The 14,484-nt window shown below is 42.2% G+C and carries 14 protein-coding genes; 10 read left to right on the forward strand and 4 right to left on the reverse strand.

Annotated features, from left to right (window positions below):
- Window positions 1-94: 94 nt before the first annotated feature.
- Together cudC and FFL34_RS12935 are read left to right on the forward strand one after the other, a co-directional pair.
- Window positions 95-655, forward strand: coding sequence for a choline uptake/conversion transcriptional regulator CudC (cudC, locus tag FFL34_RS12930; protein WP_138603785.1), 561 nt, complete (start codon window positions 95-97; stop codon window positions 653-655).
- Between the two features lie 21 nt (window positions 656-676).
- Entirely contained in the window at window positions 677-1,573 is an 897-nt protein-coding gene (locus tag FFL34_RS12935; RefSeq protein WP_138603786.1) for a glycine betaine ABC transporter substrate-binding protein, read from the forward strand.
- Between the two features lie 103 nt (window positions 1,574-1,676).
- Here FFL34_RS12935 and FFL34_RS12940 read toward each other — a convergent pair whose 3' ends face one another.
- Window positions 1,677-2,438, reverse strand: coding sequence for a glycoside hydrolase domain-containing protein (locus tag FFL34_RS12940; RefSeq protein WP_138603787.1), 762 nt, complete (start codon window positions 2,436-2,438; stop codon window positions 1,677-1,679).
- 231 nt (window positions 2,439-2,669) lie between these two features.
- On the opposite strand from FFL34_RS12940, the gene FFL34_RS12945 reads away from it, so the two are divergent.
- From FFL34_RS12945 to FFL34_RS12980, 8 genes are all read left to right on the forward strand, one after another.
- Window positions 2,670-3,308: a YczE/YyaS/YitT family protein gene (locus FFL34_RS12945; RefSeq protein ID WP_234031497.1), complete on the forward strand. Its 639-nt coding sequence runs from the start codon at window positions 2,670-2,672 to the stop codon at window positions 3,306-3,308.
- 72 nt (window positions 3,309-3,380) lie between these two features.
- Window positions 3,381-3,533: a small acid-soluble spore protein P gene (locus tag FFL34_RS12950; protein ID WP_138603788.1), complete on the forward strand. Its 153-nt coding sequence runs from the start codon at window positions 3,381-3,383 to the stop codon at window positions 3,531-3,533.
- Window positions 3,534-3,711: 178 nt separating this feature from the next.
- On the forward strand, window positions 3,712-4,686 hold the full coding sequence (locus FFL34_RS12955) for an NERD domain-containing protein (protein ID WP_171046368.1): 975 nt from the start codon (window positions 3,712-3,714) through the stop codon (window positions 4,684-4,686).
- Between the two features lie 285 nt (window positions 4,687-4,971).
- Entirely contained in the window at window positions 4,972-5,754 is a 783-nt protein-coding gene (locus FFL34_RS12960; RefSeq protein WP_138603790.1) for an ABC transporter ATP-binding protein, read from the forward strand.
- Window positions 5,751-7,508, forward strand: a complete 1,758-nt coding sequence (locus tag FFL34_RS12965; RefSeq protein WP_138603791.1) for a putative ABC transporter permease subunit — start codon at window positions 5,751-5,753, stop codon at window positions 7,506-7,508. Before FFL34_RS12960 ends, FFL34_RS12965 begins: the two co-directional genes overlap by 4 nt.
- Before the next feature lie 81 nt (window positions 7,509-7,589).
- Window positions 7,590-7,769 carry a hypothetical protein gene (locus FFL34_RS12970; protein WP_138603792.1) on the forward strand — a complete coding sequence of 60 codons (180 nt, stop codon included), beginning with the start codon at window positions 7,590-7,592 and terminating at the stop codon, window positions 7,767-7,769.
- A gap of 318 nt (window positions 7,770-8,087) precedes the next feature.
- On the forward strand, window positions 8,088-8,870 hold the full coding sequence (locus FFL34_RS12975; protein WP_138603793.1) for an HAD family hydrolase: 783 nt from the start codon (window positions 8,088-8,090) through the stop codon (window positions 8,868-8,870).
- Window positions 8,871-8,928: 58 nt separating this feature from the next.
- Complete coding sequence (locus FFL34_RS12980) at window positions 8,929-9,615, forward strand: DUF3888 domain-containing protein (RefSeq protein ID WP_407656594.1); 687 nt, start codon at window positions 8,929-8,931, stop codon at window positions 9,613-9,615.
- 139 nt (window positions 9,616-9,754) lie between these two features.
- Here FFL34_RS12980 and FFL34_RS12985 read toward each other — a convergent pair whose 3' ends face one another.
- The 3 genes from FFL34_RS12985 to FFL34_RS12995 all read right to left on the reverse strand — a co-directional run bounded on the left by FFL34_RS12985 (window position 9,755) and on the right by FFL34_RS12995 (window position 14,437).
- Window positions 9,755-11,482, reverse strand: coding sequence for a putative bifunctional diguanylate cyclase/phosphodiesterase (locus FFL34_RS12985; protein ID WP_138603795.1), 1,728 nt, complete (start codon window positions 11,480-11,482; stop codon window positions 9,755-9,757).
- 214 nt (window positions 11,483-11,696) lie between these two features.
- Window positions 11,697-13,280 (reverse strand): phosphoglycerate dehydrogenase, encoded by a 1,584-nt coding sequence (serA, locus tag FFL34_RS12990; protein WP_138603796.1) that lies wholly within the window; start codon window positions 13,278-13,280, stop codon window positions 11,697-11,699.
- Between the two features lie 2 nt (window positions 13,281-13,282).
- Complete coding sequence (locus tag FFL34_RS12995; RefSeq protein WP_138603797.1) at window positions 13,283-14,437, reverse strand: pyridoxal-phosphate-dependent aminotransferase family protein; 1,155 nt, start codon at window positions 14,435-14,437, stop codon at window positions 13,283-13,285.
- Window positions 14,438-14,484: the final 47 nt, after the last annotated feature.

Raw genomic sequence — 14,484 nt, forward strand, 5'->3', positions numbered from 1 at the left:
GAATCACCGATTGACATCTATAAAAAATACGGTATGATTAAATCTGTAAAGAAATTATTTAACTAATTTAATTAAGTGAAGGCCAGGTGAAGATATGGCAGATTCCAATGATAAGATGGCCAGGAATAAATTGGAAAACGCAAAAGGGCATGTTATCGAGGCCATCGCTGAAACAATGGATGTATACGGTGTGACCCCGGCAGCCGGTAAGTTATACGCGACGATGTACTTTAAGGACCAGATGAATCTTGATCAAATGCGGGAAGAACTTGATATGAGCAAACCGAGCATGAGTACAAGCGTTCGTAAACTACAGGAAATTGAAATGGTCAAAAAGAAATTCCAGCGTGGGTCGCGCAAGCATTCGTATGCAGCAGAAAAAAATTTCTTTCATTCATTTATGTCCTATTTCTGCAAGATGTGGGACCGCGAAGCAAAAATGAATATGGAGGCAATTAAACAAGCAGAATTCGAATTGGACCAAATTATTGAGGATGAGAAAGTATCGGCGGAATTAGTCGACGAAGCACGAGCAGTCTATGAACAGCTAAATCTTTCTAAAACATATTATTGCTGGCTGGAGCGGCTTGTCGCAAGTATTCGGTCAGAAGAGATTTTTGAATTTTTACCTAAAAGTCAGAAAATCAAAAGATAGAATGGAGAGGATGTCACTTTTATGCATTTTATGAAAAGTAAACTTGTTGTACTAGGTTTTGTATTAGTCGTCGTGTTGGCAGCTTGTGGGGGTAATTCAGATTCAAGTGCAGCGGAATCTGAAGATGGATCGTCCGAAAATAAAGGAACGATTGAAATGGCACAAATTAATTGGGCCGAAAATATCGCTGTCTCGAACATGTGGAAAGTTATTCTAGAAGACAAAGGGTATGATGTAGATTTAAAATTGCTTGATATGGGTGTTATCATGCAATCCTTGGCTTCAGGTGATTTGGATGTCAATCTGGAAGTATGGCTCCCGGTCCAGGATAAGGCGTATTTGGAAAAATACAAAGATGAAGTATTTTTCGCGGAGAATGCATGGTATGATAATGCTAAAGTAGGCTTGGTTGTTCCTAGCTATTTAGATATCGATAGTATAGACGAACTGAATGCGAAAAAGGATATGTTTGGTGGAGAAATTACAGGTTTTGATTCCGGTGCCGGTACCATGGTAGTGACCAAAGAGGACGTCATTTCGGAATACAATCTTGATTATGAACTCATGCCAAGTTCGGAGCCGGCAATGATTACGGCCATTGACGATGCCATTTCCAATGAGGAACCAATTGTCTCCCCGCTTTGGAGTCCGCATCGTGTATTTTCCCAGTACGACCTGAAATTCCTCGAAGATCCAAAAAATGTGTATGGTCAGACGGAAAAGATTTACCATGCGACACGCCAAGGATTTGCTGACGACTTTCCAAAAGTGAGTCAGTGGATGAAAAACTGGAAATTGGATGATAAGCAAATCGGTGAGCTTATGACGTATGTAAATGATGCGGAAGAACCAATTGAAGGTGCGCGGAAATGGATTAAGGATAATCAGGATCTTGTGAATGAATGGGTAAAAGAATAGTGTGCATGTTAAAAGGAAGCCTTCTTTCTCGGGCTTCCTTTTTTCGTATTGTCAAGGTACATGCTGTAAGGGGAGGCGAGTGTCTAAATTTTCCTGAGGATACTTACCATAAATAATCGAGCATGTCATCCTGGAATAGGTTTGTGTCAATGGCACACTTGTCGGCTTCGATTCCATATTGCCAGCCATACAGCATGGCGTTTTCCGGTCCTTGCGGTTTATAGTCGGGAGCGTTTGATTTAGAGGTTGGTTCTTGTTGTGGATGGGCGGTCCATACGACAGTGTTTTTCTGTGCTTCTTTCTCCATAGCGTTGTAGGCTTCGAGAATGGCACTACCTTTGTTAAAAACGCCGTATAACCCCGGTTTATATTTCGAATCGGCCAGTGTGTCATACCAGCCTTCCATAAAGGCCGAGTCAACCGGGAAGCTAGGCTCGATATCACCGAAAATGGCTACACCTTTTGGGGCGTTAACATTGTTTGCGTATTCTATTGCTTTTTTGGCTTCCTCAACACCATGGTCATATCCGGTGGCATCTGTGAAATGGTTATAAATGAGAAGGATTTGCATATCTTTGTCATGGAGGAAAGCTACTTCTTCTTTATCTAAGCCGACCGATACGTCTTCCTTATCACCGAGGTAGCGTCCCCAAACAGCGGGAGTGCCATAGTTATCAGCAGTACACTGATATAAACCCTTATCCGAACTGCTAGCGGAATCGACCCCCCAGTAAATTTCCTGCCCATTTTGATCGCCATTTGGTGAATTGGATTGGTCAGAATTGTTCAGGAAAATGACTAGGACGAGCGGAATAATAATCAAAATGCCAAGCCCAATTAAGTCATACAGTTGTGCTCTGTTCATTCTACACCTCCTCTCCGCCTTATTATTAAAGTATGTGATCTGGGAAAAGCATGTGTAGGCCGGTGTGTTTGTCCTTTTTTATTTGAATTTTTATAATGTTTATTTACATATGTTCTGAAATTTGATAAAATAAAATGATGATAATACCGAACAGAAAAAAGGCTTCTCGCCATCATTTCATGGTGAAAAGCCGATTTTTTTCATATAACGTTGGGAAAGGAAGTGGTCATCATGCGGCTAATTCGTGCCGGGATTCATTTTTATCTGGCGGGGATCTTTATTCTAACCTTAGGGATAGCTTTGACAATTCAATCAACGCTTGGTGCTGCGCCGTATGATGCGCTTTTGGTCGGCTTGAACCGAACGTTTGGCTTTACTGTAGGTACATGGGAATATGTTGTGGGATTGACGATGATTCTTGGTAATGCACTGGCCGAGCGGAAGAGACCGGAGTTTTTTGCTTTAATTACCTCATTTGTGACGGGAGCGGGGATTGACACCTGGTTGTTCTTACTTCGCGATATTATTGTGCCGGTTACGTGGGTTGGCGCATGGGCTGCCTTGCTGTCGGGGATTGTATTGATGGCGCTGGGGGTAGCCATTTACCTACAGTCAACAATCGCACCAAATCCCATGGATCGTTCCATGTTGGTTGTGTCGAGGTTGACCGGATGGAACGTTGCCTTCGCAAGAGCATCAATCAGTATCGTTTTAGTCGTGCTGGCATTTCTGTTTGGTGGCGAAATTGGCATCGGCACACTCATTAATGCTACCGTATCAGGGTTAATGATCAATTTCTTTATACCTTATGTAAAAATGTTAAAAAAAAGCGGCTTCCGGAAACGTGGTGAAGGTTTGGCGTCGTCCTGAGATGGTTTCTTTGTATAGAGTTCTCTTTTTCTTCAAAAGCTATACGCGAAACTGTAAAGGAGGAAATGACTCATGGGTGGAAAACCTAAAGGACCAAAACAGCAGAAACAGCCAGACTTGCCGCAAAGTCCGAAACAGCCATATGGCGAACCACTACAAGGCTCACACAAAGTTAAGCAGCGGAATCATTCGCGGCAAAACCAAAAATCAGATCATGATATGTAAAAAAGGCAGCGCTATGCTGTCTTTTTTTCAATTGGTCGGAGCGGCTGAGTTGGGGGCGAAACCGCCAAAGTTGAGAGCGAAAATGCAAATCGGCAATATTTTTCCCCGGCAAATGAAGGAATCCACGGTCATGATGGTGAATATATAAGGGAGTCTATTAAGAAAGGAAGTGCTCCGCTTGTGTTCCGCACTCATAGTAAAACCCCACGATTACCCGCTGGAAGTATTGAAAACAGAAGCATTAAACCGGCGATTGGTTGCACATCATAGTAGAAAGAAGGAAGTTAAGCGAAAGGCAAAAAATCTCCGTGCCGGTTATAACGGTGAAAAATCACTGGACTTCCATTTAGGATTCCTCCAAGATGAATCTTATCGTATCCTCCACCATTTACGTATCCGCGATGCAAATGAATGCTTTCAGATGGACACCACCATCATCTCGCCGCAATTTATATTGATTAATGATGCGAAAAACATATCCGGAACTGTCATATATGATGAATTTGGCCAAGCCATTCGTATATCAAAAGCTGGTGAAGAAGAAAATCTCGGCAATCATATAGAACAGGTAAATTTGCAGCATTTACGTCTTTTGCGCTGGATGAGGAATCACGATTTTCCCGCCATTCCCATTGAAAAATTGGTTACCCACAACAATTCCAACACCATTATAAAAAATATCACCAACAATAAGGCTGTTTCGGATACTATTATCTATAAGGAACAGTTACTTACAAAAATCGAGGAATTCGCGGACAAACACAATGCGCCAGTATTTACCGAGGAACAGCTTCAACATTTAGCTGCCTTACTGATTGACGCGCATACGCCGAAAGAGGTTGATCTGTTAAACAAGTTTGGAATGAAGTGTGAAGAAATTTTACGCGGTGTCTTTTGCCCGGAATGCGGTGCACTGCCGATGAAACGTACAAAAGCGAAATGGATTTGCCGCCAGTGCGGGGAAACATCGAAGGATGCGCATATCCCGGCATTGCAAGACTACTGCTTGTTATTCGGTAACAAAATCAGAAATCGTGAAGCGAGAAAATTTTTGATGGTGGATGATATATATGTTACACAGCGATTATTGAAAAAGGAACAGCTGGAAACAGTGGGAACGACGCGGGATAGACAGTATATTTTACGCTTTTAGATAAAAACGCCAGATACACGGTTGGAAACGCTAGATTCTGATATGAAAACGCCAGATCTTAGTACAAAAACGCCAAATTCCAGCAAGAAAACGCCAAATTTTAGTACTTATCATTCAAAAAGAAAGCGTTATGCTCAGTCACCCCATTAAATTAATGGTATCAGCAAATAATGATAACCCGAAGTTTCTAGCACCTGTCAAAATTTCCCCCAACAAAACAGGGGCATAATTCACCTAAAAACTCTGTTATAATAGACTTAGCACCAATGCTGGAAGGGGATCATAATGGAAACAACATCAATTAAATTGGCCAATTTGGCTAAAACATATAGAAAACATGAAGCCGTTAAGCATATAAATCTCGAGGTTCAAAAAGGCGAGTTGTTCGGGTTTCTTGGGCCGAATGGTGCTGGAAAAACGACAACCATCAAAATGTTGACGGGGCTGCTGGAGCCAACAAGCGGATCTGCTGAAATCAAGGGTGTAGACATTTGGAAGCATCCCATCGATGCAAAAAAGAAAATTGCTTATGTACCTGATCAGCCTAATATTTATCCAAAGCTGACCGGATGGGACTATCTCGAATTTGTTGCGTCTGTCTTTCAAATTCCAAAAAGTGACTTTCAATCCAAAGCGAAAGAGTTACTGCAGGTATTCAGTTTGACGGAACAGGCAAATGACTTGATTGAAAGCTATTCGCACGGAATGAAGCAAAAAATTGCGATTTGCGGTGCGCTTGTTTCTGAACCGGACGTACTGTTTATGGATGAGCCGACAGTTGGACTGGACCCGAAAAGTGCACGCAGTCTGAAAAACCTGCTTCGTGAACTTTGTAATCACGGGATGACGGTTTTTTTATCCACGCATATTTTGGAGATTGCTGAACAGATGTGTGACCGGGTTGGGATTATTTTCGAAGGTGATATTATTGCGCTCGGCACCATGGACGAACTAAGGTCTGGTGGTCACGCTGATCAGAGTCTGGAGGATATTTTCCTGGAATTGACCGGTGGCGAGGATCAGCAGGCAATCATCAGTGAAATTACCGATGATGGTGATGCGACATGATGAAGGCTCTGTTACGCAATCAGTGGAAAATATTTATGAATACGGCTAAGTCACAGCCTGGAAAAAACTATTTCAGCTACCTTGTGTTGTTTGTCGTATTTGCTATTCTGTTATATTGGCTGTCTGAAGGGATTTGGGCGGTTGGTGACGCGATTACAGAGCCGATTTTAGCAGGCATCCTATCCTATGGGTTTTTGCTTGTAATCGGATTTATTATTTTGCTTGGACTGCCACAAGTGTTTAAACATCTGTATTCTGCAACGGATTTGAACTTACTGTTTACAATGCCGATTCCAACAAGATACATTTTCTGGGTGAAATATTTGCAGAGTTTCGCCGGGGTACCATTATTGGTATTTATCCTCGGAATGGTGCCATTAGTCGTTTATGGTATCTTCATCGGTGCTAATTTATTGTTTTACCCGGTCACACTGCTCGTTCTGCTGTCTGTGATTGTGATTGGTTTGTCGATTGCCTATTTGTTTAATTTGCTTTTGGTACAGATTGTTCCGGCAAGTAAAGCAAATGAGTTTATGACCGTGATGAGTGTGCTATCAGGAATATTTGTTTACCTATTGTTCATGCTTCCGGATATGATGAACGACCGTCCGTTAACAGAAACCATTCTCGCTGGGCTGCCGTTGTTTCCGGAATGGCTACCGATCACGTGGGCAAGTGATGCAATTATTGGGGCGGCTGCCGGATCCATCAGCTTTCTCATGCCATTTATCATGATTCTCGTGCTGGCGGTGATTTTCTTCCTCCTGACTTCGACGCTCGTTGAACGAGGTTTCCGAACAGGATGGGTGAAGTTAAGTGAGGGTAGCAGTAAGAAACGGAAGAAAGCGGCAGTGAAAACATCCGGGCCGAAGTTGCATCATCCCGTGATTGCAGTAGGGAAAAAAGAATGGTATGCCATTAAGCGCGACATGCGCGAGTGGCTTGTGTTTATGCCGATTGTCGCATTCCTTGTGTTCGGTACCCTAGGCGCTATGTCTGGTGGGGCGCGGCTCAGTGATATCCAAGGGCCGAACGAGATAACCTGGCCGGTTGGGCAAGCTGTGTTACTGTTTCTATATGCGATGTTTAATGGGCAAATCGCGAGTTCGACGATTGCCAGAGAGGCGAAATCAGTATGGATCTTGCGCGTTCTGCCACTGACCGGCAAAACTATCGCATTCGGGAAATTGTGGATAAGCTGGTTGCTTCCTGTTGTGTTATTAACGGTGATTGAAATTATTATCGGTATTATTCTCGGATGGACACCATGGCAATTAATTATTGGTATCGCCATGAAAGCTGTTATTACGGTTGGCATTAGCGGTATCGGTATGTGGCTCGGTGCCATTGGGGCAAAATATAATCCGTCTAATCCGCAGAACCGGCTGAAATTTGGCATATCCATTCTATTGCTGCTTATCTCTTACGTGTATCTTTTCATAGCGCTACTTCCATACGTTATGCTGATTATACCGGTTGAGGCAACAGACTTAGCACAGGATGCCAGTCAAACCATTGGAGGCTTCTTTGGTATGGTGGCAAATTTTGTTTATACTATTTTGTCCTGGAAAGCAGCCAGCCCGGGGTCGGTTGTCGCTGCCGGGATTGCACTGATGCTTATCATTTCGCTCGGAACGGCTTATCTGTTTACTATGATGAGTGCTCGCAAAATTGATCAAGGAATCGAGATTGAAATGGTGCAAGATACCAAAGCCAAACCTTCACTTGGCAAAAAATCTGGAAGTTTGTATTAAAAAAGAGAGGGAGAAACCTCTCTTTTTCCTGTATCATGGCTCGAATTGCTGCATTAACTGAAATATATGGAGGTGTTTATTATGGGACTGCTTATTAATTTAGTGTTTCTTGCATTACTTATTTACATTGCCTACCTCGTCATAACCGTTGCTGTCCGTCATGGAATTGACAGTTCGGAGGTTGGGAAAATAATTAAGCAAAAGAATGGATATCAAGAGGAAAAGTTTTACCCCAAGGATGATTTGGATAAGGAATATTAAAGGGTATGCAAATTGCGATGAAATAAACAAGTGATCCTTTTACTATTAAGGCTTTGTACAATTGATGGGAGCCGGTATGCATTTTATGGTTCTTACCACTTTATTCTCAAGCTAGCTTCTATTAAATATGGTAGAATAAATAGGTAGAGGAGCTTTATATAAGAAAGCCACTTAAACTTCAGCGAATGCTGAAAAAATAGTGGTGGAAGATGTTAAATATATTTCTGAATTAAAATAAAAATGGCCATATGCTAGGAAAAATATAGAAGGCCAAGTTTATATTTAAATTTAGACAATTATATTGAAGGGGGAAGTATCATGCTTAAAGCAATTATGTTTGATTTGGACGATACGTTAATCTGGGATGAGAAAAGTGTTGACGAGGCATTTCGGGCTTCCGGTCAAAAGGCAACACAGCGATATGGTGTGGACGGCGAAGCTTTTGTGCAAGAAGTGAAGGGAATTGCCCCCAAGCTGTTTGCTACCTACGATACATATGAGTTTACGAAAATGATTGGCATCAGCCCGTTTGAAGGATTATGGGGTGTGTTTGATGATGAGGGGGAGATGCCTGCGAAACTGAAAAGCCTGATGCCGGGTTACCGGAAAGATGTCTGGACGAAGGGATTGCAGGCGTTCGGAATTGATGATCCGGCGTTTGGACTTGAACTTGCCGAAACATTTCAGTCCGAACGTCGTAAACAGCAGTTTGTGTATGAAGAGACATTTCACGTGCTTGATGAGTTGAAAGACGACTACCAGCTGCTCATGCTCACCAACGGGTCACCAGATTTGCAGAAAACAAAATTAACCATCACCCCGGAGCTCAGGACTTACTTTGACCAAATCGTCATCTCAGGCGCATTCGGTAAAGGTAAGCCGGATTCATCGATTTTTAACCATGCGTTAGCGTTGCTGGGCGTTGAAAAACACGAAGCATTAATGGTGGGGGATAATTTATATACGGATATTTTGGGCGCATCCGAATCCGGCGTGCGATCTGTTTGGATCAATCACCACGATCAAGCAAAAGAAATCATCCCAACGTATGAAATAACTCGTTTACAAGAGCTTTTGGCAGTTGTAAAAAGCTGTTCCTGAGACGAGTAGTGCATAGACAGACCTCAACAATCGCAACATATCCTTGAGGTGAATGATTGTGAGTCTAAAACATATTGTCGTTTTCATGAGTTTATTAACAGTTTTTATGCCCTATACAGTTCATGCAGAGGAACAGACTCCTAGTACAGCTGAGGAATTTGACATTGATTTGACAGGGTATCAGCAATATCCCTTTAGCTCGTTCTATCAATTAGGAAACGAAATTACGCCACTTGCCCAAATATACTTTGGGATTATTCAAAAAGAGCAAACGTGGATGGAGAATCCCAGGATGTATATTAAGGGGAACAAGGGGTATGTTCACTTATGGAAAGAAGATGGGACAAACGTACTTTATCATATACAAAAGCGGGAAAATGGTATGTGGGAAATAATGAAAGTAAACCGAAAGAAAATTGATAGGATTCCCGTACCCAAAAAATTGCTTAAAGAGGCGTTGATTGAACGTTTGATTAAGCCAATCAGTCAAGCTATTGATGATTATTATGGTGAATCAAAACTTTGGTATCGAGGCTTAGAAAAGGTTCTTGAAATTAAAAAAGACGAACAGAATCATAGGTTTACTGTGACCGTTCAAGTTCAAACGTTTGAAGGTCCGCATAATCCACCTTATGGTGAAGAAACCATTACATTCAGCCTAAAAGGTGATGAGGCCAAGGTGGTTAATTTTGACCATCGGGATATCCCAAAGAAAGAATGGGCGAAAAAATTACAATTAAGGTAAGGTGTTGCGTGAATACGGCCATTTTTAACATATCAGCATAAAAGCGAATCGAAATCGCGTTGTAAAATAAAGAAAAAAGTATGCCTATATTTAAACCAAAAAGAGGGGGGCATACTTTTCTTATGACCATGATTTTCTCCTAATAATGAGCGTCTTTTTCAAACGTGGAACCGTCCTCAAGCATTTTCAATTTTACTATTTCCTCACTATTTACTGGTTTACTCCAGTAATACCCCTGACCTTCATGGCAATGTTGGTTCTTTAGGTAGGCCATTTGATCTTTGGTCTCTATTCCTTCCGCGAGTACCGTGTGATTTAAGTTTTTACCCATGTTAATAATGGTATTGACTAGGATTTCGCCATCAATATTGAGACTCTGGATGAAGGACTTGTCAATTTTTAGTGTATCAATAGGTAATTCTTTTAAATAACTTAACGAAGAATAACCGGTGCCAAAGTCATCAATCGAAATGTGAATTCCTAACTCTTTTAATGCTAATAGCGTGTTTAAAGATTCATTAATGTTTAAAAGCGCATTCTCTGTAATTTCAATTTCGAGTAAATGGGGATCCATCGCTGTTTCTGCTAACACTTGTTTCACATCAAGCAAAAAATCGCTGTTTTGGAATTGTAATGGTGAAACATTGACAGACACTCTCTCCAAAAAAACACCCGTATCTTGCCATTGTTTCATTTGGTTACATACACTTCTCAAAACCCATTTCCCTACAGGAATAATCAATCCTAATTCTTCCAGCAATGGAATGAATTCTATAGGCGTGACATTTCCCAATTGCGGGTGATGCCATCGTAATAACGCTTCGGCACCAACTATTTTATTGTTCTTCAAGTTGATTAGCGGCTGGTAAACAACTGATAGCTGTTCATATAATATCGGTTTTCGTAATTCCTGTTCGATTTGATAATACCGATTCACTTTCATATTTTGATTAGCCGTATTAAAACAGTACGTATTGCCACCTTTTGCTTTTGCATGGTATAAAGCTGTATCAGCCTGCTTGATTAGTGTTTCAATATCTTTCGTGTAATCGTCCTGTTGATCGCGCAGGCTACCAATACTTATTCCGATACTCACACTTGTAGTTATTCGCTGATTCTGAATGTGGTAGGGTAGTCTAATTTGTGTAATAATTTTGTTTACAATTTCGGAAATGGTCTGCTTGCTACTAACCTCATTAAGAAAAATAATAAATTCGTCGCCGCCTTGACGTGATATAAAATCTGAGTGACGCAGTGAATTCTTTAACCGAATAGCTACTTCTCGCAGGAGAAAATCGCCAACATGATGTCCGTAGTTATCATTAATTGATTTGAAACGGTCGATATCCAAAAAAAGGACAGCAACATTTTTATGATCGTTACCTGCTTGTTCTTTGATCCATTTACTTAATAGATTACGATTTGGTAGTGATGTGAGCGGATCATAGTATGCTAAATGGGCTATATTTTCCTCGTACTGTTTTCGTTTAGTAATATTATGGCGTATCGCGATATACTGATATGGTTTTCCATTGTCGTTTAAAAATGGAACAATGGTAGTATCCACCCAGTAAATGGACCCATCTTTGGCTTTGTTTTTGATTTCACCTTTCCACACATTTCCTGTTCCGATGGTCCGCCACATTTCTTTAAAAAATTCTCTGCTATGGTGACCGGAATTGACAATACGCTGTTTGCTTCCAACCAATTCTTCCCGGCTATATTTGGAGACTTGGCAAAATTGATCGTTGGCAAATGTAATTACGCCATGCCTGTCTGTAATAGCAACAATAGAGGATTCATTTAAAGCCAACTCAATATCGCGCAGCTTTTTCTCTACTTTATCCAATTCCGCCTGGTAGTCCATCCGTATATCTCCTTTTAACGTTAACTATACTATTATTATAGCTACTATAGTTGAAAAAAGGAAATAGAACAATGACTTGAATCACAAGGAAATTGGGGAGAATTCAATAAAGTGAAACGTCATTCATTGAACTTTTGTCGTTAAAACCCCGGGTGAATTGGCCTGTGTACCGATCCTTAATGAACCCCGCATCATCCGATTTAATAGAAATTTGTCAAAGGTCAACCGCTGTCACGTCAATGATTTCTTCCAGTTGTTTTAGTCCGGCTAATTCATCTTTTTCTAAATATTTATCAATGGTTAGAATCATAATTGCATTGCCGCCAATATCGGAACGATCCACTTGCATAGTAGCAATGTTAATCTGATATTTAGACAAAAGGCTACCCATTTTTCCGATGACGCCTGGCAGATCCTGGTGATGGATGACGACAAGATGCCCCTCAGGCATAACGTCCACACTGTACTGATCAACACGGACGATGCGCGGTCCAAGTCCATTCAGCAGTGTGCCGGCGACACGGCGTACACCGGATTTGGTTTTTACCTCAACGCTTAGCAGATTAGTAAAGCCTTTAGCGGTTGATGTTCTACTTTCATTAATCGTTATACCTTTTCTGTCAGCAAAATATAGGGCGTTCACGTCATTCACATGGGTGCCAAGATGCCGTTTTAGCAGGCCTTTTACAGCATTGCGAGTAATCGGCGCCATTTTAACATCCGATAATTCACCAGAATAATAGATGTTCACTTCTTCCGGTACATCTTCCGTTAAGTGGATGAGGAACATACCAAGTTTTTCAGCTAGATGAAAGTATGGCTCAATCTGACTGAGAATATTACTTGGTACAGACGGTATATTAACAGGATTTTTCGCTGTGTCACCTGTCAGATGGCTGATAATATCATGGCAAACGTCAATGGCTACATTTTCTTGTGCCTCCACTGTACTAGCGCCAAGGTGCGGCGTGGCTATTACTTCCGGCAGTGTTAGAAGTTTGTGATCCTGGAAGGGTTCTTCTTCCAGCACATCAATAGCGGCGCCGGCTACTTTTCCGGAAACAATCGCATCGTATAAAGCCTCTTCCTCAATAATGCCACCACGAGCACAATTGATGATGTGGACGCCGTCTTTCATTCGGGAAAATGCGTTTGCATCAATCATATGTCGGGTTTCTTTTAATAAAGGGGTGTGTACGGTAATGTAGTCTGATTCTTGTAAAACCTCTTCCAGTGTACCGTATGTAACCCCCATCTGTTCGGCCTTTTCTTCAGTAAGGAAGGGATCATAGGCTATGACGTCCATCCGTTGTCCCTTTGCTCGATAGGCGACTTCAGTACCGATACGGCCGAGTCCGATGATACCAAGGGTTTTGCCTTTTAGTTCGACGCCGACATATTTTTTCCGGTCCCACTTGCCATTCTGCAACGACACGTGCGCCTGTGGTATTTGTCTGGAAAGTGCCATTGTCATGGCCATGGTGTGCTCCGCTGCCGAGTTTGTGTTGCCGTTTGGTGCGTTGACAACGATGATCCCCTGTTCTGTTGCTGCATCCAAGTCAATGTTATCGACGCCTACACCGGCTCTGCCAATGATTTTCAATTTGGACGCCTTTTCAATAATGGGACGTGTCACTTTTGTCTGGCTTCTGACCAGCAGTCCATCGAATTGGCCGATACGGCTTTCCAGTTCGTCCGGCGATAAGTTCGTATCCTCTGTAACCGTTACGTTCGGATTTTGCTGTAAAACGTCCAGTCCTTCTTTACTAATCGGGTCTGCTACCAATATATGAAACAACGTTAATTTCCTCCTTTGAGCAACGTTTCCTGAGCTGCTTTGGTTCCTTTACCTAATTCAACCATTTTTCCAACCTTATGTAAGGCTATTTCAATAATAGTAATCGTCTGTAACAAATCGGCCGGTGAACAGTATCCCATATGTCCGATGCGGAAGATATTCCCTTTTAGGTGCTTTTGACCGCCCGCTATGCTGAGTCCGAAGTCATTTTTCAACACTTTTCGCAATGCCTCAGGGTCAAAGTCATCCGGTTTGACCGCTGTAACAGTGGGCGAAGCTGCCTCATCGGTTGTGAGAAGCGGTATATTCAATGCCCGGAATGCAGCACGCGCCATGTCTTTCATTGTCTGATGCCGCTTGTAGACATGATCTAACCCCTCTTCTTCCATCATGGCAAGTGCTTGTTTCAGTCCAAACAATAATGATAGGGCTGGTGTGAAAGGGGTGGAATTGTTTGCTGACTGGTCATGATAACGTTTGAAGTCAAGATAGAATGATGGCCGCTCATTTTTGTTAATGACATGCCAGGCGCGTTCGCTTACAGCTGCAAATGTTAGTCCTGGCGGCAGCATCATTGCTTTTTGGGATCCGGTGACAAGAATATCAATTCCCCAGGTATCCATTTTTGTTTGAACACCACCGACACAAGAAACCCCATCCACAATAAACAGTACATCCGTTTGTTGATGAATGACCTTAGCAAGTTCCGGTATCGGGTTTAGGACTCCGGTCGATGTCTCACAGTAAGTGGCGAAAACCGCCTTGATTTCCGGGTGTTGTGCAAGATATGCCTTGATAGCTTCAGGTGAAACGGCTTCTCCCCAAGCGACGTCATAGCGATGGGATGTGATCTGATATTCTGAGCAAATTTGGACAAAACGATCACCAAACGCACCAGTGACAATGATTAGTACCTCATCACCCGGCTGAACCGTGTTGACGACAGCTGCCTCAAGCCCCGCAGTGCCACTTCCCGCAAGTATTAGCACATCCTGTTCGGTGCCAAAGACAGGCTTTAAGTTTGGTTTAATTGTTTGCAGCAAATCTTTTGTTTCCTGATTGCGATGGCCAATCATCGGCTGACTCATAGCTTGCTGTACACTAGGTGGGATAGGTGTTGGGCCCGGGATACGCAATATGGTTTGATCTGGAAGCATGATTAGTCCTCCTTTTGTAGTCCTTAACTGACCTATGATTAATACAG

Source organism: Lentibacillus cibarius, assembly GCF_005887555.1.
Classification (GTDB): domain Bacteria; phylum Bacillota; class Bacilli; order Bacillales; family Amphibacillaceae; genus Lentibacillus; species Lentibacillus cibarius.